Here is a 25,282-nt window from a genome sequence, read left to right on the forward strand (position 1 = left end):
TTTAACTGTAGAATATAGGACACTAAAATGCGTTTTAATCCAGATAAGTTAGTTTTTGCGAGAGAACTACGAGGATATTCTCAAAAACAGTTAGCAGATAAATTAGAGGTATCCTCAAGAACTATTCACCATTATGAAAACGGTGAATACATACCAGATATTGAAAAATTATCTGAAACGTTAAGTATTGAAAAAGAGTTTTTTTATGGAAACTCATTTGAAGAAATATCTTCACAAAAAGTAAGCTTTAGAGCTCTATCTAAAATGACTCAGAGGGTAGAGCGGCAAGTTAATAGGAATTTAGAGACAGCAATTGAATTTAATGATTGGCTTGAGAGTAAGTTTGATCTAATTAAAGCAGACTTACCAGACCTTTCACTTTATGAGCCTCAAGCTGCAGCAATAGAGTTGCGTGAACAGTGGGGATTATCAAATAGGCCGATTGGGGATATGATTGCCTTGCTTGAAAAGCACGGTATTAGAGTATTTTCTTTAAATATTCCTGACTTAGCTTTAGATGCTTGTTGTACTTGGCGTAATGATACTCCTTTTGTTTTCTTAAACTTGGGGAAGAGTGCTGAAAGAGTTCGATTTGATGCTGCTCACGAACTAGGACATTTAGTCATGGATGTCAATGGTTTTGCAAAAGGCAAAACACACCGTGAAACTGAAAAAGCAATGAATGAATTTGCTTCAGCATTCTTAATGCCAAAAGATACAGTGCAACAAAGAACACCAGAGTTTATTACTGTAGATGATTTGATTACTTTGAAAAAAAATTGGAAAGTTTCTGTTGCAGCTCTTGCATATCGAATGCAAAGTTTAGGGCTTGTTTCAGAGTGGGTATATTCAAGGGTGCTATCCCCCGAAATGTCTAAGAGAGGATATAGAACTGAAGAGCCAGAAGGCATTCCAATGGAAACTTCTACTGTATTAACTCAAATAGCAGAAATCTTAAAAGAAGATAAGATTTCACTTAAAATGATAACTAAGGAAATCGGAGCAACATCTGTTAACGATATTTCCTCATTTCTATTTGATATAGATTTCATGAAAGATTATGAGTTAAGTGTTGTTCACAATAAAGGAACAGTAGTTAAGAGTAGTCATAAGAAGCCTACATTAACTATAGTTAAATAATCACTCAAAGCACATAAGCATAAAGCCTCCTAAATGGAGGTTTTTTTGATTATAAAACAATCATTTGCAAAAATTGAATAAATGCAATGTATGGTTACAGTTCACTTCTTACAAAATTACTCAACATAGGAGGTGTAAATGATTGATTTAAATAAAATTAAAATGCGCCCATTTGCCATGTTTGAGGCGAAAAGAGTAGCAATCGTAAGAAGATTGTTTAGACCTCTACTTTGCGGTATTTGTTGGCTGAGAGATCGTGCGCTTCGTTTTCTGGGTAGTTTTATTGCTAGCGACAGCAAGAAACTACAAAATTATCGTGCTTACATATCTCAAAAAAGAATATTGCTTGATGCTATTCTTAACAAAAAAATATTCAGTGGTCGCTACCGATGTAATATCGGTGAAAATAGCGATGACGAACCTTTATTAATTTATTAGTCGTTAATCGACTGCAGTTGCAGGTGCGAATTTAGAGTGCATACTAATGCTTGGTCTGACTTGTGATCAAGTTATTTTTTAATAAATTATTTAAAGGGTTTTGTAATGGTTAGAGATATTGAGGAACAGCGTATAGATTGTGAGAAGTGCCTAGATATGGGTTATACGGTGTGCGAAACATGCGAGGGAAAAGGGCATGTTGCCTGCTCTTATTGTGTAGATAAGGGGGAAGACTTTACCTGTGATCATTGTGAGGGGGACAGAGTTGATAATTGTCCTGTCCACTGTGAAGGCGGTAATTTGCCCTGTGATTGCAATCGTGGAATCGATTGGGATCAATGATTAACCAATGATCAGTATTTTTTGTAATAAGAAGCTCGCTCTGGCGAGCTTTTTTAACGCCCCAACAAACCAAGCTTGAAAAGTTATGCCGATGGGTAATAATGCTTTAATTAATATATTAAAGGGTTGATATGAAAAGATTGATTTTATTGCCAGTGTTGATGTTTGGACTATCTTTTGCTTGTGATCGGCCTTATGAGGAGGTTGCGGGTATTAAAATAGGTTGCTCTGTGAGTGATGTCGCTAATCTTAATGAGTATACGATCCCAGAAGAATACCAATATAGTGATTTTGAAGAAAATCTCATTATTTACCAAAAAGAAGTAGAGGGAGAAATATTCCAGTTTATCTATATTGGAACGCTCAACGATGTTGTTCATATGGTTGATTTGATTAATTACATAGATATAAGTGAGGATCAGTTAAATCAAGTTATAAATGGACATATTGAAGAGTTCGGAGAGCCGATTGATGTTCAAACGATAGATGAAGATGTAACGAACATGACATTTAAAGGCAGAGTGCCAGTTGCTGAATCATTACTTAGTTACCGCTCCCCTTATCGAGGTCCTAGCTCTTCAGTAAGTGATGAGAAAACATTTAGATTTGGAATTTCGTATAGAACTAAGGAAATGGTAGAGATCAGTAAAATCGTTAGAGAAAGAAATAGTTATTAGTGATAGTTACTCAAAAAAGAGTAAGCAAGGATAAGCCCCTAGTGGGCTTTTTTGTTCCCTAAATTTATCTGGGGTAGAATTGATGGATGATGAATTTAGGAGATAGTGATGAGGCGTAAAAGTATTATTGAGCAGGTTGAAGAGCAGGAGAGAAGAAGAGAAGACTCAGAAAAGGATAAGAAGTTTATCAAAAAACTATTTACTTACTTGGGCGTGATATTTTTTGTAGTTATTGTGGGTGGTGGGATATTTATATATGAGTACTTGCAGCCAAGCGATGCTGAACTTGCTTATAAAGAAGAGCAAAAAAAGGCCTATCTTTTAAATAAGAAAAGATATCAAGCATGTGAAACACTTATAAAAGAACAGCTAAACTTTCCTTCCACTTATAAATTCAAATCAGAGGTTGCTGGGCATATTGTTGAGGGTCCTTATGTCGAAGTATCTTTTACTGCTAAGAATGCATTTGGCGCTGAACTACCGCAACTTGGTCAATGCTTAGGAGAGGTTGATGAAATGGTTCTGTTGGGTATAAAAAACAGATAGTCTTGATTGAAAGCACAATAAAGGGCTTTTTTCGTATCTCTAGATTAGAAAGGGTATAATTACTATTGTAAACATAAACTTAAGAGGTGCTTATGACAGATTCAATTTATAGAAAGCCTAAAACAGTAACAGCTCCTAAAGGGCGTTTAGAGATTGTAGAAGTATTATGGGATGGAGGAGCAGGCGGAACTTCTGTTATCAAATGCACCTGGGATGGGAATGAAGGATTAGGTATGAGATGGAATGGCTTTGAAGGTATGCCATTAGGAAACCCTACTTCGCATGATCACCCTACATGGTTTATCCTGCCAGATTTTATGAAATACCCAACACTTGCTTGGGTAGAAGAGCAGAAAGCTAAAGTATCCAAAGAGTAACGAAGCATCTAAAATACTATTGGATATTAAAAGTCTGATTTAAGTATTAACAGTAAATAGTATGGATAGCCCTGATTTAAGGGCTACTTTTGTTGCTTAATGAAAAGCGATGCGACATTAGGGCGCAATAGACAAGGCCTCTTAAGTGAGGTTTTTTTATTAATTAAATAAAGGCGATTTATGATTAATATTTATAAAAATATTGGAAAGGGGCAAGTAAACTTACTATGCTATCAGGTAGATAAAAATAACCTCGATGGTAGCCCTATGAAAATACAAGAAATTGAAATTGCTGATATTGGTGGAATCCGATATCTCAAATTAGAAAACTTAGATCCTCACATGAATATCATTTGTGGGGAAAATGGAGTTGGGAAGACTACAATGCTGGATGCGATATCTTTTATTTTTTCTGGGGCACCAAGTATTTTAAAAAGGAGGTCAGGATCAGATAAGGGCGTAGTTAAGTTGAAGAACACTACTCACGATAATATTTCCTAAATAATTCTAGGATGTTAGAAGTATTTGATCCGGGTGATAGAACCCCCTTGGGAGATTGGCGAATTGAGGATAAGTACTCATTAATGTCGGAAGTTAATAGAATACAGAGCGCTATAATAATCTAGCAATGAGGCTAAGATAGCACAATTGAACGAACAGGAGAAAGCATCACACTAAGATAGTAATAGGTGTCCGATAGCCTCCTCCTCCTCCTCCATTTAAAGTGTCAAAAGCCCCTGTTTCAGGGGCTTTTTGCTTTTTCACTATAAAGTAAGTTTGTATCTACTATTTTTTATAATCCTTGATAATCATATCTGAAGCGCGTTCGGCAATCATAATTATGGGGATATTAGTATTTCCGCTTGGAATTTGTGGGATAACTGAGCCGTCTGCTACTCGTAGACCTTCTGTACCTCTTACTTTTAAGTTCATATCTACAGCTGAATTATTGGGATCATCTCCCATTCTGCAAGTTCCTACAGGATGATAAATAGTAGAGACAGTATTACGGATATAATCAATTAATTCCTCATCTGTAGTTAATTCAGGGGATGGGGTGACGACTTCTGTAACGACTTCTTTTAAAGAAGGGGCTTTTAATAGCGATAAACCAAATTTAACAGCTGCTAATAATCCATCAACATCTTCCTGTTCTTTTAGGTAGTTGAAAGTAATTTTTGCTTGATCTTCTGGATTGGCGCTTCTTAATAATACTTCACCACGAGATTTAGGTCTTACATTGGCCATTTCTAAAGTAATACCGTGAGACTCTTCATCACTTGTTGCGGCTTTTTTATTTAATAGGCTGGTCGCGAGAATAGGGTTAACATGGATTTGGGTTTCAGGACGCCCATCTTTATCTAAATCTAAGAATCCACCGGCTTCAACGATATTTGATGCAACAATACCATCTTTATTTTCTATCCACTCTAAGCCTACTTCTAGCATTTTGATGCCTTTCATGTATTTAATGAGGCTTGGGGTAAGAGAGGGGGTTTTAGCGCAAACAGGTGCAAATAGATGGTCATGTAAATTTTTTCCGACCTGAGGGTTATTGGCGATTAGATCAATTCCCATCTCTTTGAGGTGTTCTTGCGGACCTACTCCAGAAAGTAAGAGTAGTTTAGCGCTACCAATGGATCCTGACGTGACAATGATCTCTTTGTTTGTTTTGCAGGTTATTGATTTCCCTTTGTGAAGGTATTCAACGCCAACGGCTTTTGTATTCTCAAAGATGATTTTTCGAACATCCGCACCAGTAATAATGGATAGGCGTTCATTATCTCTTACTTCGTTTAAGTAGCCATATGCGGCGCTAGCACGGCGACCTTTATGGGTAGTGGTTTGATAAAATCCTATTCCTTCTTGTGAGGGGCCGTTAAAGTCATTAACATATTTAAATCCCATCTCTTGGGCAGCTTTAATGTAAGCTAAGCTAATAGGATGTCTTAATCGAGCCTCACTCGCATAAATATGCCCATGAGTACCATGATATGGGCTAGATAAGCTTTCGTTGTTTTCAGCGCGAATAAAGTATGGCAGGACATCTTTATAGCTCCAGCCAGGACAGTTGTATAGATTTTCCCAATCATCATAATCTTGAGGGTTGCCTCTGACGTGTAACATCGCATTAACGCTACTTCCTCCGCCTATAACGCGACCTTGAGGTACTAGGGCTTTGCGATTATTTAAGCCTGGCTCGGGTTCTGTTTCATATTGGAAAGTATTTTTTTTAAGAGCAAAGGGAATACCTGCCGGCATATGGATAAAAGGGTCTTTATCATCAGGGCCTATTTCCAATAATAATACGGTAGCATCTGTTTCTTTAATGAGTTTATGGGTGATGACGCATCCTGCAGACCCGCCGCCAACAATAATATAATCATAAGTATTCATCATCATATCTCCTTGCGTTTAAAATCAATGGGTTATTGTTTTAAATATAAAGCATAAAGGTGAATATAGGAATTACTTTTTAGATTTTAATTGTCTGTATTTGTGAATTTAATATGTGTTTTGTATAACAAATCCACTTTCTAAGTGCTCAATAGATAGTGATTTGGGGCAAAATTGTATTTATAAGAGAGACCTGTAAAATGATATTTGAAGAATATTTACATTTTAGTGGTCGGTAGACGACTTATAAATCGCAAAAAGATGCAAAGTAGAGGAATTTTGATTAAAAGAAGTATTAGATATTATTTATTACCCTTAATTTTAGTTTTACTGGTGAGTTCTATATCTTTGAGTGTTGGAATAGCTCAAGAGCCCAAAAATATGGCCTTAGAGAGTACATTATCTTTAAATCAGATACGAGGTAATCTTGATAGTGTTAATGCTCGTAGAGCGAAGGTTTTGCAAGAATTAGAAGTTACTGAAGATCCTGATCATCGTGAAAGTTTAGAGATCACTTTAGCGCAGCTTAATCAGCAAAAGCGTAATTTTGAAAAAATGTTTGAAAAAACAGCGCTTGGGGGGTTAGAGGTTGAGTTGTATAACGTTGCCGGGAATGAAGAGGAAGAGATTGAGCAATATGATTGGCAAAAGGAGCTGATTAAGATTGTTCAGCCTGTTTTTAGCTCATTGCAAAATTTAACAGAATCTCAGCGAAAGCGTGATTTTATCCGTACAACGCGTGCGGAGTTAGAGCAAAACGTATTAGCTATTGATGATGCTTTAGCGCATCTTGATGAGATTGACCGCTCGCAATTGAGTCAGGCATCTTTAAAGCAGCTTAATAAAATTCATAGTAGTTGGGAGATTAAACGTGCTTATTATGAAAATCAGCTGGAATTAGTTAATTTGCAATATCGTGAGATTGAGAGGGAGGGGACTTTAACTGAGCGTGTTATTCATGGTATTTGGAGCTTCATTACCAATGAAGGAAAGGTGTTGTTAATTAGTTTAGGGACATTTTTTGGGTTGCTCTATATTTTTTCATGGGTATTGCGCCGTATTGTAGCAAATCATGAAAAGAAGGTGAAAACTCACCCTAATGTGAAAAAGACGACGCTTATTTGGCGAGTTATTTTATTAGTCTATGAGCTTTTCTCTTATGCGATTGCTTTTGCCTCGCTCTTAGTAATTCTTCATTCATCTGGCGATATGGTGCTCTTTGGTTTTGCCATTTTATTGATTTTGGCAATGGCGATAGGCTTAAGAAACTCTATTCCAGCTTATTTTAAACGTTTACGCACCTTTTTAAATATGGGGCTAGCAAGAGAGGGAGAGAGAGTTATCTATCAAGGGATTCCTTGGGAGATTGAGCATATTAATCTTTATTCTGTTTTTCTATTGAATCCACTTTTAGATAATGGTCGTATTCGTTTAACGATCGATTGCTTAGAAAATATGGTCTCAAGAGATGTTCCGCATGATGAGGCGTATTATCCGACCATTGCCGGTGATACGGTACTAATCGATTCAATTTATGCAAAAATTGTTCGCCAAACGCCAGAAACAGTCTATCTAGATAGTTATGGAACACTTTTTGAATATGGGACAGAAGAGTTTGCCGCACGAAAACCGATGAATTTAACGGCAGGTTATATTGCTAGTACACAATTTATATTAGATCGTTCTCATCGTCAGGATGATATTGATGAGATATTAATGCAGTTGAAAGTTGAAGCGGAAGGTTTACTGGCGAAAGATCCTGAGTGCGCGGCTTTAGTAAACGCTGTTTATACCAATTTCCGAGAAATTAACCTCTATGGTGATTTAGTATTTGGTATGAGTATTAGCATGGGGGCACATGCTGAAGGTTACTACTATGCTATTCCAAGATTATTACAACGAAGTGGTGTTATTGCTGCTCAAAAATATGATTGGAAATTACCTGAAAAGTCTATTGTGAATTTGTAGCTTTTTCTTATTCATTAGGCAGTAAAGCAGATGATAGTGTATTAAAATGCCGGCGCTTATGATTGGTTGCCGGCATTTTTATGAGAGGAGATATATGTATCTTAGGGATAAGAAAAAACCCACTCATTGAGTGGGTTTTTTTGATTCATTGTCTTAGGATGAATTTTTATTAATTTTGTTAAAGCAGTGCTTTAGATTACTCAGCTGCAACGTTTACAGTAATTTCTACATCAACGTCTGCATGAAGGTGAAGTGTAACTAAGTGCTCACCAAGTGCGCGGATTGCGCCATCGTTGATACGAACTTCTTTACGGTCAACGGCAACGCCTGCATCAGTAATAAGAGTTGCGATATCTTGAGCTGTTACAGAACCAAATAAACGACCTTCAGAACCAGCGTTAGCTGCGATAGTCATTACTAAGCCTGCAAGTTTTTCACCACGTGCTTGAGCTGCTGCTAAAACATCAGCTTGTTTTGCTTCGAGTTCTGCACGGCGTGCTTCAAATACAACGATGTTAGCAGGAGTTGCCTCAGTTGCTAAACCTTGTGGAAGAAGGTAGTTACGTGCAAATCCTGGTTTTACATCAACTGTATCGCCAAGAGAACCTAAATTTTCAATTTTTTCTAAAAGAATAACTTTCATTGTATCTCCCTTTGGACGATTAGTGTTGATCTGTGTATGGGAGCAATGCAATGTAGCGTGCGCGTTTGATTGCAGTTGCAAGTTGACGCTGATAGCGTGCGCTAGTACCAGTTACACGGCTAGGTACGATTTTACCTGTTTCTGTAACATAGTTTTTTAAGAGGTTTACATCTTTGTAGTCGATTTCTTTAACGCCTTCAGCGGTAAAACGACAATATTTTCTACGACGAACATAACGTGACATAATAATTTACCTTTTTAATAGATTTTGAAAAGAGTTTAGAGATTATGCTTCTTCGCTGTCATCAGCGTCGTCTGCATCATCTTCAACTTCAACTTCTTCTTCACGAACTTCAACGTTACGCTCAGGTTTAGCTGCAATTACAGAAGTTTCTGTTTCTGCTTCTTCTTTATTGATGATGAGATCACGGATCACAGCATCGTTGAAGCGGAATGCACTTTGAAGTTCTTCTAAGGCTGCTTTGTCACACTCGATGTTCATAAGAACGTAGTGTGCTTTGTGGATTTTTTGGATTGGGTATGCAAGTTGACGACGACCCCAATCTTCTAAGCGATGAATAGCTCCACCATTGTCAGTCACAATCGCTTTATAACGATCGATCATTGCAGGAACTTGTTCGCTTTGGTCTGGATGAACCAGAAATACTACTTCGTAATGACGCATTATTCATGCTCCTTATGGATTTAAAAAAATTTAAAGTCTTTCAATAACCCTTTGAAAGACAAGGAGACCTAGACCTTTTACTAGAAAGGTCAAAATCAAGCTGAGCATTATACCGATAAATCTTCTTAAAGGAAAGGCTGATCTTTCCTTTAGTGCACTTTATGAAGCAGTGATTCACCAAGTTTGACGGGTTGATACTCTTTAAGGAGTTCATCGAGTTTGAGTTCATTGTTTTCAGTAATGACAATAACGGTTGATCCCATGTTAAATCGGCCCATTTCTTCCCCCTTTTCGAGGGTGATCTCTTCATTAGAGTAATCGCTATATTTAAGAATCGAGCCATAAGGAGGGGTAATTGTTCCTTCCCAAACGGTTTCCATGCTTGAAACATTAATGGCGCCAACTAAGATCACAATAACTTTGCCATATTCGGTATCAAAGAGTGAAACGTGACGCTCATTTTCGGCAAATAATGTTGGGATATTCTCAGCTGTTTTTAACGAAACACTATAAAATTTTCCAGGGATATGAATGGTGCGTTCTAAACGCCCCGTAACAGGCATGTGAATACGATGATAATCTCTAGGTGAGAGATAGATTGTGGCAAATTGCCCATCTTTAAACTCTTTTGCCAGCTTAGGATCTGCAATTAATGCCTCTAAGGTAAAATGATGACCTTTTGCTTGGATAAACGTAGTCTCTTGTAATTGCCCGCAAGCGGCAATTTTTCCATCTGCTGGTGAAATAATCGCAGCATCACTTAATGGGCGTGCTTCAGGCTTTAACTCACGAGTAAAGAAGTCATTAAAAGAGGTAAATTGTTCCGGTCTTTGTCTGACACAATCTTGCCATTCTATTTTATAAATTTTGGCAAATTGACTGATGAAGAGATTTTTGAACCATTTCATCTCAACACGAGTAATTTTTCGGAAAAACCAAGAAGAAAGACGTTGGAAAGTGATGTTTTTTAGCATAAATTTTGACTCTTAAAGAGTGAATAATATGAGGAGTATATTATAAATACCGCCCATTGATTAATAAAAGGCCTCTATTAGGCGAGATCCATTGAGATCGCTATATTTTAAATTAAGCCATTATTGATAATCCAGGCTTGTGCTTTTTGTAAATCTGCGAGCGTATCGATTCCTGGAGGTGGTGTATGTGTTGAGATTGCTACAGCAATTTTACGATTATTGGCAAGCGCTCTTAGCTGTTCTAATTTTTCGAGTTCTTCTAATGGGGATGGTGTTAAATGAGGATATTCATTTAAGAATTCGGCACGATAAGCATATAGACCGATATGGCGAAGATAAGGGGAGTTTTCTATTAATCCTGTATGTTGCATTTTTTCACGCTGATAAGGAATGGGAGCTCTTGAAAAATAAAGCGCCTCAGCCTCTTCGTTTAAGACCACTTTTACCGCATTGGGATCCTGCACCTCTTCCCATTCGTTAATAGGTGTTGCAAGCGTACTCATTGAGACGTTACTGTTTTCAGCAAGGGCTAAGACAACTTGATCGACAAAGCTAATTGGTAAAAATGGTTCGTCTCCTTGCCAATTGACAATAATTTCACCCGCCGAAAATTGAAGCATGCGAGAAACCTCGCTTAAGCGGTCTGTTCCTGATTCATGCGCCGTATCTGTCATAACTACTTTGGCATCTATTGATGTGAGATGATCAAAAATAGCTTGATCATCCGTAGCAACAATAACATTTTTAGCCTTACTTTTAATAGCTGCAAGCCAAGTCCATTCAATTAATGGTTTTCCATGAAGTTCACGTAACATTTTATTAGGAAGTCGCGTTGACTTTAGGCGTGCGGGAATAACAATGTTGTAATTCATAGTGGTTCCTCAATGAAGAGACATAATAAAGTGGGAATTATAACAGGTACGCATCTGATCAGCGATGAGAAAAGCATGACGATAAAAAGGGGAAGTCTTTTGTTCTAAAATAATATGAATATTTTTTTATCATTAAAAAATGATTATATGCTTTACATTTTTTTTCAAAAAAGGTTCTCAAATTTGCATGAAAATTGTGATAAAAAAAATGGTTTTTTTGCTTGACTTATTCACAACGACTGAGAAGCCTGATGGTGTGCGACTTTCATTTGAAAATTACAGTTGTGAGATTATGATTCTTGAAAACTATTGGTATTACTAGCTTATAGAGGTGATCAATTATTGATCAATAACTCAAAGTTGGCATATTCATGCCATTAAAGCTCTTTTTAAATGAGTTATCCTCAAAGTTATCCACAGGAACTGTGGGTATCTTTTTGCGAGTAATATTAATTTAAAATGTCAATTTTAATATTAATTTTTGTATTTTTATAGGGAGCTCTATTAGTGATAAAAAACAATCAATGAATACTTGGTTAAATAAATGATTTTATGTTTACCGATAATAACAGTAGCTTAAATCATGAGAATTTTATTTTAAGCAAGAATAAATTTAAAACTAGATGAGAAATCTTTGTGGTGAATGACCTTTTTTGTGAAAGAGGGGATTAGTAGATGTCGTGATAGAGGGGAATGCGTTAAAATAAACAAATAATCAATTTAAAGGATATTAATTTAATGAGAGCAGAAGCTTGTTTAGATGAATTATTAGCAGTCATTAAAAAATTGCGATCAAAGGCGGGCTGCCCTTGGAGCAGAGAACAGACGCATGAATCTTTAATTCCTTATTTAGAAGAAGAGAGTAGTGAGGTCATTGATGCAATTTATGAAGCTGATAGTGATCATTTAAAAGAGGAACTTGCGGATCTTTTATTACAAGTATTGCTGCATAGTGAGATTGCAGCTGAAGCTGGCGCTTTTGATTTTAATGATGTGCTGATGACTTTGAAGGAAAAGATGATTAGAAGACATCCTCATGTCTTTTCTGGGAAAAAGTATGAGTCTATTGAGGCACACGAGGCTGATTGGCAAGAGATAAAAAAAGCAGAGAGAAAAGCGAAGGGATTGCCTGAGCATTCTTCTATCTTATCTGGAATTCCAAAAGCTTTTCCGGCATTAAAACAAGCCACGATATTACAAGAAAAAGCTGCCAAAGTGGGATTTGATTGGGATGATATTGAAGATGTCTGGGCAAAAGTCGAAGAGGAGCAAACGGAGCTTCATGAGGCCGTAAAGATAGGTAATATTGCTGAGATTAAGGGGGAGCTTGGGGATCTATTTTTCTCATTGGTTAATCTTTCTCGGTTTTTAGAGGTAGATGCAACTGAGGCTTTAAATATGACCAATTTGAAGTTTAGAAGACGCTTTCAATATATTGAAGTTCATGCAGAGAAATCATTAACCACTTTAACCTTAGAGGAGCTAGATCGCTATTGGGATCTAGCAAAAGTGCAAGAGATGAATATTGTAAAGGAGATGCGAGATGTTTAATGGGACGATAGGTTCAGTGACTCAAGATCCTAATGCGCAATCTGTTTATAGTGTGACCTCTTTAAATCTTGCTATTAAAGATCAATTAGAGGGGAGCTTTTTCTATTGCCTTGTAGAAGGTGAAGTCTCGAATGCGGCATTTCCCCAATCTGGGCATATCTATTTTAATTTAAAAGATGATGGTGCTGTTATTAAGGCGGTTATTTGGCGTTCGCAAGCCATGATGTATCGAGCTTTAATAGGCAGTGGGCAAAAGGTAAGAGTTAGTGGGAAAATAACAGTTTATGCTCCTCGTGGGGAATATCAATTAATCGTTTCTCGGGTGGAGGAGGCAGGGAAAGGGGATCTATACCTTGAGTTTGAAGCATTAAAAAAGAGATTAGAAGCAGATGGGTTATTTGATGGCGCGCTTAAGAAGCCTATTCCTAAACATCCTCAAAAAATTGGGATCATTACTTCTAATACGGCAGCGGCTTTGCAAGATGTTTTAAATGTTTTTACAACGCATCGTCCGGATATTCCGTTAATACTTTATGAAACAAAAGTTCAAGGAGCGCAGGCGGGAGAAGAGATAGCCGCAGCTATTGTTAAAGCCAATCAAGAAGCGCAGGTAGATCTTTTACTCTTAGTTCGTGGTGGCGGGAGTATTGAAGATCTCTGGGCATTTAATGAAGAGATTGTTGCAAGAGCAATATTTGAGTCTCAAATTCCTATTATTACGGGCGTTGGCCATGAAACAGATACCACAATTGCCGATTTTGTTGCAGATTTAAGAGCGCCGACTCCTTCTATGGCTGCCAAATATTCCTCACAATCTCGTGATGAGCTCTATCAGCTACTCTCTGAATTTGAGGAGCGCTTACTGAATTTAATGCGTATAAAGTATGAAGGGACTCAGCGAAAGTTAACCGCTCTATTACACCGATTGCAGGTAAAAGAACCTAAGTTGCAGATGCAAACCTTTCAATCTGAATTAAAAGCATTGCAAGGGCGCCTTCGAGAAACTTTAACGCTTAAAATAACGCATACAACTTTTCAGATAAAGTCTCTTCAAGCAAGGCTTGATATAAGACTACTTCAAACGAAGATTGAAAAAAGGCAAGAGCAGTTATTGCAATTACAGCAAAGATTAGAATCTTCTATGCTTTATAAGCAAAAAAAATGGGAGCAGTTGGTGCTTCAGCAAATCGAAAGGTTACATCTTTTAAGCCCTCTTCACACATTACTGCGAGGATATTCAATGACGAGCAATGATGCCGGGGCTGTGATTAAGAGTGTTTCTCAAGTTTCGGTGAATGATGAACTAAAAGTTCAGGTTGCAGATGGTGCAATCGCCGTAAAAGTCACAGATATTACTCTGCTTTAAAGTAGATCAATGAAATATTAAGACGGGGTATTTTTAATTCTTAGAGTAAAATCGATTTAAAAATCACTAAATTAGATTGCCGGTGAACCTATTATGAGAAGCCTAAGAGTTGTTTTATCCGGCACCGTGCAAGCGTATTTGATTGATGAGCTATCTTATTTTATTTTTAAAACCGTTTTTCTTAAACCAAATCAACTATAGAATGAAAATGATGATGTTGAATAAAATAGTCACAAAGTTGAGGGAGCGTAGGGTCAAATAGAATCATCGTATGAGACTTAGGTAAAGTGATGAAGTCGGTGAATCCTTTTATGCGGGTTTCATCTAGATATACCGTGCCATCACTAATCATGGAGTCTTTTTCGATGGTGTTAGTAAGGCTCTCTAAAAGGAGTGCAGAAGGACCTGTATTTTGAGTGCCGGCAATAATTCCTAAAGGAATTGAAAAATCCCATGAAAGCGAATCATCTTTAGGAGTCAGAGCATTTTGTGCTTTTCCGATCAAAAAAACACTTTGATGTTCTGAGAGGTATTTAACAATCCGGGAACCAAGAAAGGGCGGGGTAATGGCGATAACCGATTGCAGAAGAGGAAATGATTCTTGGTGAAGTGTATTGAGCGTTAAGATACAACCAAGGCTATGCCCAATGATCACAAAGGGTTGCTTAAACTCCCTAAGATATGCTTTTAAAGCAGAAGTATTATGAGAAAGATCTTGTTTGAGGGTTGGATAGTCAAAATAATGAGTCTTGTAACCGAACGCGTTTAAGCGTCGACCAAGGAGTTTCATCACAAGACTATTTTGATAAAGACCATGAATGAGAACGATATCTTTACAGCTAGATTGAAGGGAATCATTCATTGCGATCTTCTCTTGAAAACTAATAACAGATTAGCCTTAATTATTTGATAATGGTTAAGGTCGGTTTTTTGTTCTTTTTAGGATCTTCTTTTTTCTGAGAGGTTGATCGAGTATCTTTGATGCTTTTCTCTTTAGATGCAATTGGCGCTTTTTTAATCTCTTCTTGTTCTGCTGAGTCTATTTCTGTTTCGATAATATTTAGCTGTGGTTTATGGTGCGTGGTTTTACTTGGAATTTTGATGATTGTTTCATCAAAATAATCCTCAGGTAACGCCTCTGTTTCAAAGCCCATGCCTTCGCCATTTTCTTGTGCGTAAATAGCGACAACAGCACCGATTGGGATATTAATTTCTTCAGAAACGCCAGAAAATCTTGCCGAGAAAGTAATCCACTCATCGCCAAGATAGAGGTTATGAGTTGCAGAAGGTAAGATGTTTAAAATAATCTTACCTTCTGTAATAAATTGCTCAGGAACTTCAACAAATGGTAACGTTGCATCAACCACAATATAGGGAGTGCAATTATTATCTAAAATCCATTCATATAACGCACGCATGAAATAGGGTTTATTTGAAGTCATGAGATTCTATCCTTAGATTGTTTTTTCTTTTTTGTCGAATGCCATTTTAACACTCTCTTTTTCGAATAAACGATCATAATAATCTAACACTGGTTGTGCTTTTTTCGGAAGGGGAATTTCTAAGAATTTTACCCACCATAAAAAAGGAACGATTGTTGCATCGATCAGTGAGAAATCATCACTTTGGAAATAATTTGTCTGGCTAAAGAGTGGTGAATAAGCCACTAAAAGATCTGCAATTGCTTTATTCGTTTTATTATCCGCCGTTTTACGCCCAATAAGTTTCTCTACTAAAGGATACCAATCATTGACAATCGTTTTTAACGTTAAGCGGAATTTTGCTCTTAAGATTGGGTCATTTGGGAGAAGCGGTGGGTGAGGGAAGCGCTCATCTAAAAACTCTAAAATTGTATCTGTATGATAGATCGCAATTTCACGGGTGATGAGTGTTGGGAGAATGATTTGTGGGTTAACTTCTAAAAGATCCCCTGGCGGATTATTGGGGTCGACAATTACTGTCTCACAGGTAATGTTTTTCTCTAAAAGGGTTACCTTAACACGATCACCATCTAAAGAGTTTTTCTCGGTAAATAATGTAAATCCTGTGCGTCTTGTTGACATAATTATGATCTCCTTAATCGCAAGTAAGGAGCAACTATAATTAATTGCTCCTTACAGATTTTATAATAGTTTTGAATCATATGAAAAGGTCGAATTACTTAACATCTTTCCAGTATTCACGATTTAATGCATAAGCAAGAATCGTAAAGATTACTAAGAAGCCAAGTACCCAAGGACCATATTTTGCACGCTCTAATTGAGCAGGTTCTGCAACATAAGTAAGGAAAGTTGTGAGGTCGTTAACAGCCTTACGATACTCAAGGTCTGTCATTGCGCCATCTTGTACTTTCTCAAGCCCTACCACGACATCTTCAAATTGACATGCTTCTGGTTTTTCAAGATCACACTCACCGATAGCTACTTGTTGGATAACTGGTTTATTAGTTCCTTGAAGTTCAGCAAGAACATGTGGCATACCCGCATTCGGGAATGCAATATTGTTCATACCAGTAGGGCGGCTCTCATCTTCATAGAAAGAGAGAAGATATTTGAAAACATAATCAGGACCTTTTGCACGAGCAATAGTTGATAAATCAGGTGGTGCAACACCTAACCAAACTTGTGCATCACGGCGATCCATTGCTGTGTAAATAAGGTCACCATCTTTCGATCTGATAAACTCAGCTTCACGAGGATCATAGCTTCCTGTGTTAATGAGCTTTTGAATATCTTCTTCTTGAAGTCCCATATCACGCGCTGTGATGTTATAACGTTGGAACTCTAAAGAGTGACAAGCAAGGCAGTAGTCCATATAAAGACGTGCCCCAGATTGCATTGATTCATGGTTTGATACATTGATCTGAGGATTGCCAAGCTTTTTAAGAGCTTGGGCAGTTAATTCCTCTGATGATTGTGCATTCGCTGCAGTCATTAACATTAGGCAGCTAGCTAATAGAGTTACGATTTTTCTCATTTCATTGTCACCCTTGTTGGAACTGGTTTAACTTTACCCCATCTAGACCACCATGGCATACCAAGGAAGAAGATGAAATAGAAGACAGTACAGATACGTGCAACTAATGTGCGAGCATCATTTGCAGGTACAACACCTAAGTAACCTAAGATGATGAAGCAGATTACAAAAAGAGCGATCATAATTTTGATGAATGCGCCTTTGTAACGAATTGAACGTACAGGGCTTCTATCAATCCATGGGAGCATAAATAGTACTGCAATTGAAGCACCCATTGCGATAACTCCCCAAATTTGAGTACCGAACCATGAAGGAACTGCACGTAAAATGGTGTAGTAAGGTGTGAAGTACCATACTGGAGCGATATGTGCCGGCGTTGCTAACGGGTTAGCAGGCTCGAAGTTTGGTGCTTCTAAGAAGAGACCATACATATCTGGGAGATAGAAAATGATAAGCGCAAAGAAGATTAAGAAGATTCCTACTGCAAAAGTGTCATGCACGGTGTAGTAAGGATGGAACGGGATACCATCAAGCGGTTTTCCATTTTCATCTAAGTTATCTTTGATTTCAATACCATCAGGGTTGTTAGACCCTACTTGGTGAAGTGCAAGTAAATGCGCAACAACAAGTCCAACTAAGACTAATGGCAGAGCAATTACGTGAAGTGCAAAGAAACGGCTAAGCGTTGCTTCTGAGATCACGAAGTCCCCACGAATACCTGTAACTAAAGTATCACCGATATAAGGGATTGCGCCAAAGAGAGAGATAATTACCTGTGCACCCCAGAATGACATTTGCCCGTAGGGAAGGACATATCCCATGAAGGCTTCAGCCATAAGTACAAGATAAATTAACATCCCAAAGATCCACACAAGCTCACGAGGCTTACGATGTGAACCATAGATTAAACCGCGGAACATATGTAGGTAAATGACGATGAAGAACATCGATGCCCCTACAGCATGCATATAGCGTATGAGCCATGTCCAGTTTGCATCACGCATCACTGCTGTTTCTAGTGACGCATAGGCAATAGGAATGCCTGTTGGGCCAAGAGCTCCATCTGGTTTGTAATACATGACAAGCCAAATACCGGTTAAAATTTGGTTAACAAGTACAACGCTCGCTAAGATTCCAAAAACATAGAGCCAGTTAAAGTTTTTTGGTGCGTAGTATTCTGTAACGTGAGTACGAAGCGCACGTTTATACGGGAGACGATAATCGACCCAGTCGCCGAAACGTTCCAGTCTAGATTTTGATTGTGTTGTCATTATGCACCCTCCCCGCTAATACCAACGACAATAGAATTGTCTGTTTTATAGTAGTGATCAGGAACAAGTAAGTTAATTGGAGCAGGGAGATTCTTAAATACACGTCCTGCTAAGTCAAATCTTGAGCCGTGACATGCACAGAAGAACCCACCGCGCCATGCTGGACCTAAGTCTGCTGGTGCAACCTCAGGTCTAAATGTTGGCGAACAACCTAAATGGGTACAGATTCCAACGAGAATTAAAAACTCAGGTTTGATGGAACGGTACTCATTTTGAGCATATGGAGGTTGTTGATCACTTGATGAATTAGGGTCAACTAATGCATCAGGTGGGGAGGTTAACAAACGATCGAGCATTGCTTCTGTTCGATTTAATACCCAAACTGGTTTACCTTGCCACTCAACGCGGAGTAACTCTCCTGGGGAAAGCTTGGAAAGATCAACTTCAACAGGCGCACCTGCACTTTTTGCACGTTGACTTGGCATCCAAGACTTAACAAAAGGAACGCCGAGAAATCCTGCTCCAAAAGCTGCAACAGCAACGGTTGCGTAGCTCAGGACTCGTCTCCTTTTATGATTAACATTCTCCGAACTCATGTTCTTCGTCTCCATTAAAAAATTTTACTTTTCTTTTTTACTTGCTTACACGTGACACATACTCGCCTGTGCGTGTGTCGACCTTGATCACTTCACCGATCTGAACGAATAACGGTACACGAACCACTGCTCCTGATTCAAGTGTTGCAGGTTTACCACCTGTTCCCGCTGTATCGCCTTTAAGACCTGGATCTGTTTCAGTAATCTTCATTTCGATGAAGTTTGGCGGAGTTACTGTGAGCGGTGCGCCATTGTATAAGGTTACGGTACACATATCTTGTTCCATTAACCATTTTTTCGTATCTTCTACAGCGCTCTCATTCGCAGCAACCTGATCAAATGTTTCAGGGTTCATAAAGTGCCAGAACTCTCCATCGTTATAGAGATATTGTAGTTCGACATCAATGACATCTGCTCCCTCAACCGACTCTCCTGAACGGAAAGTTTTCTCAATCACACGACCTGTTTTAAGGTTTCTGATTTTGACACGGTTGAATGCTTGACCTTTTCCTGGTTTTACCATCTCATTTTCAATGATAGAACAAGGATCGCCATCAAGCATGATTTTTAATCCGTTTTTGAATTGATTTGTTGTGTATGTTGCCATTTTTAATCACTATCTCCCGATAATAAATTTTTCTACGCAGATTATACCTGAACTCCAATTTAAATTCAGCTTCCATCTTACCTATTTTGCTTGCGGATTTGCGAGATCATGAAGTTTTGGAAAATATTTTCGTTAATCCTAAACCATTGGTATTCTTGGTTGAGGAAGTCTTTCCAATGATCATATACCATTTTGAAGTCCGCATTTTTTTCTGATTCTTCTTTATAGATTTCTTGAGCTACCTCATAAGATGCTTCTAAAATCTCTTTTGAAAAAGAGCGTAGTTTAGCACCATTTTTAGTGAGTGTGGCAAGTGCTGGAGGATTTTTCGCATCATATTGTGCAATGACCCATTGATTGACCTCTGCTGCTGCGGTTTCAAAGATCTCTTGATAAAGTTTAGGGAGTTCATTCCATTTTTGATCATTTACAAAAAATGAGGTTGTCGCAGATCCTTCCCAAAATCCAGGAGTATAATAGAAAGGAGCAACCGCTTGAAGTCCGAGTTTTTCATCATCATAAGGACCGACAAACTCCGCGGCATCTATAGTACCTTTTTCAAGAGAAGAGTAAACATCACTGGCTGGAATGCTTTGTGGAATCACGCCAAGTCTTGAAAGAATTTCACCACCAAATCCTGGGATTCTAAATTTTAACCCTTTAAGGTCTTCTAAATTTTTAACTTCTTTACGAAACCATCCGCCCATTTGAGCCGTTGTATTGCCCCCTGGGAAGTTAATAATATTATATTTAGCAAAGACCTTACGAAGTACTTCTAAGCCTCCGCCTGCATAAAACCAAGAGTTTTGCATTCTAGCGCTCATGCCAAAAGGGAGAACGGTATCAATCGATAGGGCGGTGTTTTTACCGTGATAATAGTAAGAGGCAGAGTGCCCAACCTCGACGGTGCCTTGTGATACTGCATCAAAGATTTGGTTTGCCGGAACAAGCTCTCCTGGAGCGAAGACTTGTATTTCAAATTGACCATTTGAGAGGATTGAGACTCTTTCAGAAAGCATTGTGGATGCGGCAAAGAGAATATCGAGGTTTTTAGGAAAACCTGCGGCAATACGCCACTTTACTTTAGGGTAAGTTTCAGCTTTGGCGATTGAGGTGGCGGCTAATCCTGAAATCGCTGCTGTCGCTCCTGCTTTCTTGATAAAATCACGACGTTTCATATGGGCTCCAATATTTTTATTTTAATATCTATTATTTTAAGATTTGATGACATTAAAAAGATTAATAATCGATCTGTTATTGTAAGTTCAATAGCGCTTCATAAAGATTGTAACGCTATTTTTGCATTAACTACTTTTAATTTTATTAGTAAAATATTAACACTATCAATGATTCTCATATTGTGTTTGTAAGATGAGATTATGATTGTCTTCTAAATTGCGAGAACATAAATTGTTGGAAGATATTTTCATTAACTCTAAACCACTGATATTCCTTATTTAAGAAATCTTTCCAGTGGGTGTATATTTTTCTAAAATCCTCATTAATCTCCGCTTCTTCCGTATAGATCTCTTGAGCAACATCATAAGCTGCTTGTAGAATCTCTTTCGAGAATGAACGAAGTTTTGCCCCATTTTTGATAACCGTTGCTAGGGCTTCGGGGTTTTTAGCATCATATTGTGCTGCCATCCACATATTGCACTCAGCTGCGGCTCTTTCAAAAATAATTTTATTGCGAGGGGAGAGCGTGTTCCATGCATCTTTATTGACATAGAAGGTGAGCATTGCTGATCCTTCCCAAAAACCAGGAGTGTAGTAGTAAGGTGCTACTTGTTGCAAGCCTAAGCGCTGATCATCATAGGGACCAACAAACTCTGTGGCATCAATGGTCCCTTTTTCTAAGGAGGAGTAAATATCGCCAACAGCAATATTTTGTGGGATAGCCCCAAGGCGCGAAAAGATCTCCCCGCCAAAGCCTGGGATTCGAAATTTAAGACCTTTAAGGTCGGCGATAGTTTTTACTTCTTTGCGAAACCATCCCCCCATTTGGGTGTTAGAGTTCCCGCCTGGAAAGTTGACGATATTATATTTATCAAATAGTTCTCGCAAAATTTCAGTGCCGCCACCAGCGTAATACCATGCATTTTGCATTCTTGTTGTTAGTCCAAATGGGAGGCATGTATCAATAGAGAGCGCTTTGTTTTTGCCGTGGTAATAGTTTGATGTGGAATGACCCATTTCTACTGTGCCGTTTTGTACGGCATCAAATACTTGTGTTGATGGAACAATCTCGCCAGGAGCAAAGACTTGGATCTCAAACTCGCCATCACTCATAGCTGCTACAGAATCTGCTAAGCGTTGTGATGTGCCATAAAGTAAATCAAGGTTTCTAGGGAAGCTAGTAGTCATTCTCCATTTTATTTTGGGATTACTACTTGCTTTAGCGATGCCCACAGAGGCAATTCCTGCTCCTGCTAAAGTTGAGGCTTTAGTGATAAATTGACGGCGTTTCATAGGGATTATCCTCACAAGTGATTATATTTTAAATAGATAGTTGATTTATTAGATATTTTATTAAGAGTCTATCTATATATAACAAATATTGGATCAACTCTCTGTATCTTTTATTGCAAAAGGCGAGAGTTGATCCATATTATTAGATGTTTGTTGATATTGGTTTAGAAATCAACCCCAAAATCATCAAAGTCATTAAAGTTATCAAATCCATCATCGCCCATATCAAGATTAAACTCGATATCCGATCCTGATCCTTCAAATTTTTCAAACTTATCGGATTTAATCAGGGTCGGGAATGCTATTAATATGGCAACCATAATGATTTGTAAGATAAGGAAGGGGATTGCACCATAGTAGATATCTTTCGTTGATACCTCTTTTGGTGCAACAGATCGAAGGTAAAAAAGTGAGAATCCAAATGGAGGATGCATGAATGAGGTCTGCATATTCATGGCTAAAATCACCCCAAACCACGTTAAGTCAATTCCCAGTGCAACCGCAATAGGAAGTAGTAAGGGGACGAGGATTAGCGCTATTTCAAAGAAGTCTAAGAAGAATGCCACAAAGAAAATTAAGATATTAACGGCAATAATAAACCCTAATGCGCCACCTGGCAGATTTCCTAAAATTCCTTCAATCCAAATACCGCCATTAAGACTAGTAAAAGCGAGAGAGAAGAACATCGAACCGATCATAATAAATACAACGAATGTTGTAATTTTTACACTTTGATCTAGTGCTTGATAGAGAAGATCTTTGGTGAGAGCTTTGCGTAAAAGAGCAAGAATCATTGCACCCACGGCGCCAATTGCACCGGCTTCAGTGGGTGTTGCAATACCCATAAAGACTGTTCCAAGCACTAAAAAGATCAAGGTTACAGGAGGAATCACACTGGTAATGACTTTTTTTAATAACTCTTTGCCAAATAGCGTTCTTTCTTTATCTGGAATAGCCGGCATAGATGTCGGTTTGATGATGGTCATCACCATAATAAATAATAGATACGCCCCAATCAGTAAGCCGCTTGGAAGGAGTGCTGCTTTATACATTGAGCCAATAGAAACACCAAGCTGATCCCCTAATACAATTAACACAAGGCTAGGAGGAACTATTTGAGCTAAGGTTCCTGATGCGGCAATGACACCAGAGGCTAATCTTTTAGAGTAACCATAACGCAGCATAATGGGTAAAGAGATAAGCCCCATAGCAATCACAGATGCTGAGACGATACCTGTTGTTGCCGCAAGCATTGTTCCGACAAAGACAACGGAGTAAGCAAGTCCGCCTCGAAGTTTACCAAAAAGTTGCCCCATTGTGTTAAGAAGATCTTCAGCCATTCCTGTTCTTTCAAGGACCAATCCCATTAAAGTAAAGAAAGGGATAGCAAGGAGCGTTTCATTGCTAATAATACCAAAGAATCTATCGCTTAAAGCGCCAAGAAGGGCAAAATCTAAATGACCAATAGAGATTCCAATAGCTGAGAAAAAGAGTCCTGTAGCAGCTAAAGAGAATGAGATTGGGTAGCCCTTTAAGAGAAATATAATGAGGGCAATAAACATTAATGGTGGTAAAAATTCTAACATTTTTGCTGTTGCTCCAATGGGTTAGCGTTATCGTTAGATGGTGTGCAAAGCGTGATAATTGCTTTACATAGCTCTGAAACTCCCTGTAATAGTAAAAAGAACATACCAATCGGGAGTAACGCTTTAATAGGAGCTCGTGGGAGTCCGCCTGGGTTAGGTGACATTTCCCAAATTTGCCAGGAGCTGATAGCAGGGCCAATTGTGAGATATAAAAGCATTGTAAAAGCAGGGAAGAGGAAGAAGACGATACCAATGATCTCTAAAACCGCTTTAGCTTTTGGTGAGAAACGGCCTGAGAGAATATCTATTCGAATGTGTTGATCTTTTAGATAGGTATAGCCTGATGCAAGTAAAAATACTGCTGCAAATAGATACCATTGAACTTCTAACATGCCGTTAGAGCTCATATGAAATAGGTATCTAAATAGTGCGTTCCCTGCTGAGATAATAGTTGCTAGGAAAATAGCGATAATTGCAATTTTACCTAAAGCCATATTAATTGAATCGATAATATGCGAGATTTTTTTTAAGATATTCATAGTCTAAGAGGTGCAGAACTTGCGGATATTGATTTAAAAAGATGTTGTCGTAACATGCAACTAGTACAGTGCATCGAATAATGTACTTCATCTAATAAAATTTGCCAATAATTTCTTCTCTTAGACTATGTGTTTGATTTTTTTATCTTAACTTGTTGCTAGTGAAGGCTATTGATATTGCTCGCATTTGTGCGTGAATTCTTTACCTGTCTCTTTTGCATATGATTTATGATTATCTAAGATGATTGTCATATCTTCAGTTGAACCCATAATCACAGGCACACGTTGGTGTAGGTGTTGTGGGTCAAGGTTTAAGATGCGCTCATATCCTGTAGAAGCAATACCGCCTGCTTGCTCAACGAGTAAAGCCATTGGGTTTGCTTCATACATTAAGCGTAAGCGCCCACCTTTCTCTGTAAGAGATGAGTCCATTGGATAGGCAAAGATTCCGCCACGTTGAATAAGACGATGAATATCCATTACCATCGCCCCAACCCAACGCATGGTGTATTTTTTCTTACGAGGGCCCTCTTTTCCTAAGTCGCAAGCCTCAACATAGTCACGCATAGGCGGTTCCCATAAGTTGCGGTTTGAGTGGTTGATTGCGTATTCAGCTGTCTCTTTAGGAATTGTCATATTAGGGTGAGTTAAGATGAACTCCCCAATAGCTGGATCTAAAGTAAAGCCGTGAGTACCAAAACCGATGGTTAATACCATCATTGTGGCAGAGCCGTAAAGGCAGTATCCTGCGCAAACTTGCTCAACGCCTTCTTTTAAGAAATCTGCCTCAGTTGGGTTCTCTTTATCTGTTTTTAAGATTGAGAAAATAGTCCCAATAGGGCCATTAATTTCAATATTGCTTGAACCATCTAAAGGATCAAAGATTAATAGATAGCTGCCGCGCGGGCTACCTTTTGGGATTTCATAGACATCGTCCATCTCTTCACTTGCCATCGCTGCAACATGACCACGTTTAGCATTATTTTTAATGAAGAGGTCATTTGCGATGACATCAAGAATTTGTTGAGTTTCGCCTTGGCAATTTTCATTGTCAGTAGCGCCGAGAATATTTGCAAGCTGACCTTTTTGTACAGCAGCTGCGATCATTTTGCATGATACGGCGATATCGTTAAGGAGGAGGGTAAAGTTGCCCGTTGCCTCAGGGAAGCGACGTTGTTCTTCCATGATGAATTGCGAGAGCGTTACGCCAAAGTGAGTCATTGAAATCTCCACAGTTTGATTGAGGTAATAAAAATTGT

27 protein-coding genes are annotated in these 25,282 nt (G+C 38.3%); 9 read left to right on the plus strand and 18 right to left on the minus strand.

What is annotated here, in order from left to right; genetic code table 11:
* Positions 1 to 27 precede the first annotated feature (27 nt).
* The 6 genes from MMG00_RS01975 (at position 28) to MMG00_RS02000 (ending at position 4,021) form a co-directional block, all read left to right on the plus strand.
* Positions 28 to 1,140 (plus strand): XRE family transcriptional regulator, encoded by a 1,113-nt coding sequence (locus tag MMG00_RS01975; RefSeq protein ID WP_242150644.1) that lies wholly within the window; start codon positions 28 to 30, stop codon positions 1,138 to 1,140.
* 138 nt (positions 1,141 to 1,278) lie between these two features.
* Positions 1,279 to 1,578: a hypothetical protein gene (locus tag MMG00_RS01980; RefSeq protein ID WP_242150647.1), complete on the plus strand. Its 300-nt coding sequence runs from the start codon at positions 1,279 to 1,281 to the stop codon at positions 1,576 to 1,578.
* A 473-nt stretch (positions 1,579 to 2,051) separates the two neighbouring features.
* Positions 2,052 to 2,597 carry a hypothetical protein gene (locus MMG00_RS01985; protein WP_242150650.1) on the plus strand — a complete coding sequence of 182 codons (546 nt, stop codon included), beginning with the start codon at positions 2,052 to 2,054 and terminating at the stop codon, positions 2,595 to 2,597.
* A 108-nt stretch (positions 2,598 to 2,705) separates the two neighbouring features.
* Positions 2,706 to 3,143 (plus strand): hypothetical protein, encoded by a 438-nt coding sequence (locus MMG00_RS01990; protein ID WP_242150655.1) that lies wholly within the window; start codon positions 2,706 to 2,708, stop codon positions 3,141 to 3,143.
* Positions 3,144 to 3,235: 92 nt separating this feature from the next.
* The gene (locus tag MMG00_RS01995; RefSeq protein WP_242150658.1) at positions 3,236 to 3,520 is read left to right on the plus strand and encodes a hypothetical protein; all 285 of its coding nucleotides are present in this window, start codon (positions 3,236 to 3,238) and stop codon (positions 3,518 to 3,520) included.
* A gap of 180 nt (positions 3,521 to 3,700) precedes the next feature.
* Positions 3,701 to 4,021, plus strand: coding sequence for an ATP-binding protein (locus tag MMG00_RS02000; RefSeq protein WP_242150662.1), 321 nt, complete (start codon positions 3,701 to 3,703; stop codon positions 4,019 to 4,021).
* 285 nt (positions 4,022 to 4,306) lie between these two features.
* Here MMG00_RS02000 and MMG00_RS02005 read toward each other — a convergent pair whose 3' ends face one another.
* A complete protein-coding gene (locus MMG00_RS02005) occupies positions 4,307 to 5,923 on the minus strand; it encodes a GMC family oxidoreductase (RefSeq protein WP_242150664.1) in 1,617 nt (538 codons plus the stop codon).
* Between the two features lie 342 nt (positions 5,924 to 6,265).
* Here MMG00_RS02005 and MMG00_RS02010 point away from each other — a divergent pair, with 342 nt between their 5' ends.
* Positions 6,266 to 7,885 carry a hypothetical protein gene (locus tag MMG00_RS02010; protein ID WP_242150666.1) on the plus strand — a complete coding sequence of 540 codons (1,620 nt, stop codon included), beginning with the start codon at positions 6,266 to 6,268 and terminating at the stop codon, positions 7,883 to 7,885.
* A gap of 196 nt (positions 7,886 to 8,081) precedes the next feature.
* Here MMG00_RS02010 and rplI read toward each other — a convergent pair whose 3' ends face one another.
* The 5 genes from rplI to kdsB form a co-directional block, all read right to left on the minus strand.
* Complete coding sequence (gene rplI, locus MMG00_RS02015) at positions 8,082 to 8,528, minus strand: 50S ribosomal protein L9 (protein WP_242150669.1); 447 nt, start codon at positions 8,526 to 8,528, stop codon at positions 8,082 to 8,084.
* Positions 8,529 to 8,547: 19 nt separating this feature from the next.
* Positions 8,548 to 8,772, minus strand: a complete 225-nt coding sequence (rpsR, locus tag MMG00_RS02020; RefSeq protein ID WP_109202128.1) for a 30S ribosomal protein S18 — start codon at positions 8,770 to 8,772, stop codon at positions 8,548 to 8,550.
* A 42-nt stretch (positions 8,773 to 8,814) separates the two neighbouring features.
* On the minus strand, positions 8,815 to 9,213 hold the full coding sequence (gene rpsF / locus MMG00_RS02025; RefSeq protein WP_242150672.1) for a 30S ribosomal protein S6: 399 nt from the start codon (positions 9,211 to 9,213) through the stop codon (positions 8,815 to 8,817).
* A 149-nt stretch (positions 9,214 to 9,362) separates the two neighbouring features.
* Entirely contained in the window at positions 9,363 to 10,187 is an 825-nt protein-coding gene (gene asd, locus MMG00_RS02030; protein WP_242150675.1) for an archaetidylserine decarboxylase, read from the minus strand.
* A gap of 107 nt (positions 10,188 to 10,294) precedes the next feature.
* Positions 10,295 to 11,059, minus strand: coding sequence for a 3-deoxy-manno-octulosonate cytidylyltransferase (gene kdsB / locus MMG00_RS02035; protein ID WP_242150679.1), 765 nt, complete (start codon positions 11,057 to 11,059; stop codon positions 10,295 to 10,297).
* A gap of 738 nt (positions 11,060 to 11,797) precedes the next feature.
* Between kdsB and mazG the strand changes: the two genes are divergently transcribed.
* Both mazG and xseA read left to right on the plus strand, forming a co-directional pair.
* A complete protein-coding gene (gene mazG / locus MMG00_RS02040) occupies positions 11,798 to 12,610 on the plus strand; it encodes a nucleoside triphosphate pyrophosphohydrolase (protein WP_242150682.1) in 813 nt (270 codons plus the stop codon).
* Entirely contained in the window at positions 12,603 to 13,976 is a 1,374-nt protein-coding gene (gene xseA, locus MMG00_RS02045) for an exodeoxyribonuclease VII large subunit (protein ID WP_242150685.1), read from the plus strand. The genes mazG and xseA overlap by 8 nt, the downstream gene beginning before the upstream one ends.
* Positions 13,977 to 14,157: 181 nt before the next feature.
* On the opposite strand, the gene MMG00_RS02050 is transcribed toward xseA, so the two are convergent.
* The 12 genes from MMG00_RS02050 to MMG00_RS02105 form a co-directional block, all read right to left on the minus strand.
* The gene (locus MMG00_RS02050; protein WP_242150688.1) at positions 14,158 to 14,838 is read right to left on the minus strand and encodes an esterase/lipase family protein; all 681 of its coding nucleotides are present in this window, start codon (positions 14,836 to 14,838) and stop codon (positions 14,158 to 14,160) included.
* Between the two features lie 40 nt (positions 14,839 to 14,878).
* On the minus strand, positions 14,879 to 15,418 hold the full coding sequence (locus MMG00_RS02055) for a ClpXP protease specificity-enhancing factor (protein ID WP_242150691.1): 540 nt from the start codon (positions 15,416 to 15,418) through the stop codon (positions 14,879 to 14,881).
* Between the two features lie 12 nt (positions 15,419 to 15,430).
* Positions 15,431 to 16,039, minus strand: coding sequence for a glutathione S-transferase N-terminal domain-containing protein (locus tag MMG00_RS02060; RefSeq protein ID WP_242150693.1), 609 nt, complete (start codon positions 16,037 to 16,039; stop codon positions 15,431 to 15,433).
* Positions 16,040 to 16,133: 94 nt separating this feature from the next.
* On the minus strand, positions 16,134 to 16,952 hold the full coding sequence (locus tag MMG00_RS02065) for a cytochrome c1 (RefSeq protein WP_242150696.1): 819 nt from the start codon (positions 16,950 to 16,952) through the stop codon (positions 16,134 to 16,136).
* On the minus strand, positions 16,949 to 18,223 hold the full coding sequence (locus tag MMG00_RS02070; RefSeq protein ID WP_242150697.1) for a cytochrome b: 1,275 nt from the start codon (positions 18,221 to 18,223) through the stop codon (positions 16,949 to 16,951). Before MMG00_RS02070 ends, MMG00_RS02065 begins: the two co-directional genes overlap by 4 nt.
* Entirely contained in the window at positions 18,223 to 18,819 is a 597-nt protein-coding gene (petA, locus tag MMG00_RS02075; RefSeq protein ID WP_242150700.1) for a ubiquinol-cytochrome c reductase iron-sulfur subunit, read from the minus strand. Before petA ends, MMG00_RS02070 begins: the two co-directional genes overlap by 1 nt.
* 37 nt (positions 18,820 to 18,856) lie before the next feature.
* On the minus strand, positions 18,857 to 19,426 hold the full coding sequence (gene efp, locus MMG00_RS02080; RefSeq protein ID WP_242150703.1) for an elongation factor P: 570 nt from the start codon (positions 19,424 to 19,426) through the stop codon (positions 18,857 to 18,859).
* A 77-nt stretch (positions 19,427 to 19,503) separates the two neighbouring features.
* On the minus strand, positions 19,504 to 20,604 hold the full coding sequence (locus tag MMG00_RS02085; RefSeq protein WP_242150706.1) for a TRAP transporter substrate-binding protein: 1,101 nt from the start codon (positions 20,602 to 20,604) through the stop codon (positions 19,504 to 19,506).
* Positions 20,605 to 20,803: 199 nt separating this feature from the next.
* The gene (locus tag MMG00_RS02090; RefSeq protein WP_242150709.1) at positions 20,804 to 21,898 is read right to left on the minus strand and encodes a TRAP transporter substrate-binding protein; all 1,095 of its coding nucleotides are present in this window, start codon (positions 21,896 to 21,898) and stop codon (positions 20,804 to 20,806) included.
* Between the two features lie 164 nt (positions 21,899 to 22,062).
* Positions 22,063 to 23,484: a TRAP transporter large permease gene (locus MMG00_RS02095; protein WP_242150713.1), complete on the minus strand. Its 1,422-nt coding sequence runs from the start codon at positions 23,482 to 23,484 to the stop codon at positions 22,063 to 22,065.
* Complete coding sequence (locus MMG00_RS02100) at positions 23,478 to 24,023, minus strand: TRAP transporter small permease subunit (RefSeq protein ID WP_242150716.1); 546 nt, start codon at positions 24,021 to 24,023, stop codon at positions 23,478 to 23,480. Before MMG00_RS02100 ends, MMG00_RS02095 begins: the two co-directional genes overlap by 7 nt.
* 168 nt (positions 24,024 to 24,191) lie before the next feature.
* Positions 24,192 to 25,244: a class 1 fructose-bisphosphatase gene (locus MMG00_RS02105; protein WP_242150719.1), complete on the minus strand. Its 1,053-nt coding sequence runs from the start codon at positions 25,242 to 25,244 to the stop codon at positions 24,192 to 24,194.
* Between the last annotated feature and the right edge of the window lie 38 nt (positions 25,245 to 25,282).

The organism is Ignatzschineria rhizosphaerae, from assembly GCF_022655595.1.
In the GTDB taxonomy this organism is placed as follows: Bacteria; Pseudomonadota; Gammaproteobacteria; order Cardiobacteriales; family Wohlfahrtiimonadaceae; genus Ignatzschineria; species Ignatzschineria rhizosphaerae.

Excerpts from the sequence above, each read along its gene's own strand:
- MMG00_RS01975 (WP_242150644.1), top strand. The coding sequence starts at position 28 with ATGCGTTTTAATCCAGATAAGTTAGTTTTTGCGAGAGAACTACGAGGA.
- MMG00_RS01980 (WP_242150647.1), top strand. The coding sequence starts at position 1,279 with ATGATTGATTTAAATAAAATTAAAATGCGCCCATTTGCCATGTTTGAG.
- MMG00_RS01985 (WP_242150650.1), top strand. The coding sequence starts at position 2,052 with ATGAAAAGATTGATTTTATTGCCAGTGTTGATGTTTGGACTATCTTTT.
- MMG00_RS01990 (WP_242150655.1), top strand. The coding sequence starts at position 2,706 with ATGAGGCGTAAAAGTATTATTGAGCAGGTTGAAGAGCAGGAGAGAAGA.
- MMG00_RS01995 (WP_242150658.1), top strand. The coding sequence starts at position 3,236 with ATGACAGATTCAATTTATAGAAAGCCTAAAACAGTAACAGCTCCTAAA.
- MMG00_RS02000 (WP_242150662.1), top strand. The coding sequence starts at position 3,701 with ATGATTAATATTTATAAAAATATTGGAAAGGGGCAAGTAAACTTACTA.
- MMG00_RS02005 (WP_242150664.1), bottom strand. The coding sequence starts at position 5,923 with ATGATGATGAATACTTATGATTATATTATTGTTGGCGGCGGGTCTGCA.
- rplI (WP_242150669.1), bottom strand. The coding sequence starts at position 8,528 with ATGAAAGTTATTCTTTTAGAAAAAATTGAAAATTTAGGTTCTCTTGGC.
- rpsR (WP_109202128.1), bottom strand. The coding sequence starts at position 8,772 with ATGTCACGTTATGTTCGTCGTAGAAAATATTGTCGTTTTACCGCTGAA.
- rpsF (WP_242150672.1), bottom strand. The coding sequence starts at position 9,213 with ATGCGTCATTACGAAGTAGTATTTCTGGTTCATCCAGACCAAAGCGAA.
- asd (WP_242150675.1), bottom strand. The coding sequence starts at position 10,187 with ATGCTAAAAAACATCACTTTCCAACGTCTTTCTTCTTGGTTTTTCCGA.
- kdsB (WP_242150679.1), bottom strand. The coding sequence starts at position 11,059 with ATGAATTACAACATTGTTATTCCCGCACGCCTAAAGTCAACGCGACTT.
- mazG (WP_242150682.1), top strand. The coding sequence starts at position 11,798 with ATGAGAGCAGAAGCTTGTTTAGATGAATTATTAGCAGTCATTAAAAAA.
- xseA (WP_242150685.1), top strand. The coding sequence starts at position 12,603 with ATGTTTAATGGGACGATAGGTTCAGTGACTCAAGATCCTAATGCGCAA.
- MMG00_RS02050 (WP_242150688.1), bottom strand. The coding sequence starts at position 14,838 with ATGAATGATTCCCTTCAATCTAGCTGTAAAGATATCGTTCTCATTCAT.
- MMG00_RS02055 (WP_242150691.1), bottom strand. The coding sequence starts at position 15,418 with ATGACTTCAAATAAACCCTATTTCATGCGTGCGTTATATGAATGGATT.
- MMG00_RS02060 (WP_242150693.1), bottom strand. The coding sequence starts at position 16,039 with ATGTCAACAAGACGCACAGGATTTACATTATTTACCGAGAAAAACTCT.
- MMG00_RS02065 (WP_242150696.1), bottom strand. The coding sequence starts at position 16,952 with ATGAGAAAAATCGTAACTCTATTAGCTAGCTGCCTAATGTTAATGACT.
- MMG00_RS02070 (WP_242150697.1), bottom strand. The coding sequence starts at position 18,223 with ATGACAACACAATCAAAATCTAGACTGGAACGTTTCGGCGACTGGGTC.
- petA (WP_242150700.1), bottom strand. The coding sequence starts at position 18,819 with ATGAGTTCGGAGAATGTTAATCATAAAAGGAGACGAGTCCTGAGCTAC.
- efp (WP_242150703.1), bottom strand. The coding sequence starts at position 19,426 with ATGGCAACATACACAACAAATCAATTCAAAAACGGATTAAAAATCATG.
- MMG00_RS02085 (WP_242150706.1), bottom strand. The coding sequence starts at position 20,604 with ATGAAACGTCGTGATTTTATCAAGAAAGCAGGAGCGACAGCAGCGATT.
- MMG00_RS02090 (WP_242150709.1), bottom strand. The coding sequence starts at position 21,898 with ATGAAACGCCGTCAATTTATCACTAAAGCCTCAACTTTAGCAGGAGCA.
- MMG00_RS02095 (WP_242150713.1), bottom strand. The coding sequence starts at position 23,484 with ATGTTAGAATTTTTACCACCATTAATGTTTATTGCCCTCATTATATTT.
- MMG00_RS02100 (WP_242150716.1), bottom strand. The coding sequence starts at position 24,023 with ATGAATATCTTAAAAAAAATCTCGCATATTATCGATTCAATTAATATG.
- MMG00_RS02105 (WP_242150719.1), bottom strand. The coding sequence starts at position 25,244 with ATGACTCACTTTGGCGTAACGCTCTCGCAATTCATCATGGAAGAACAA.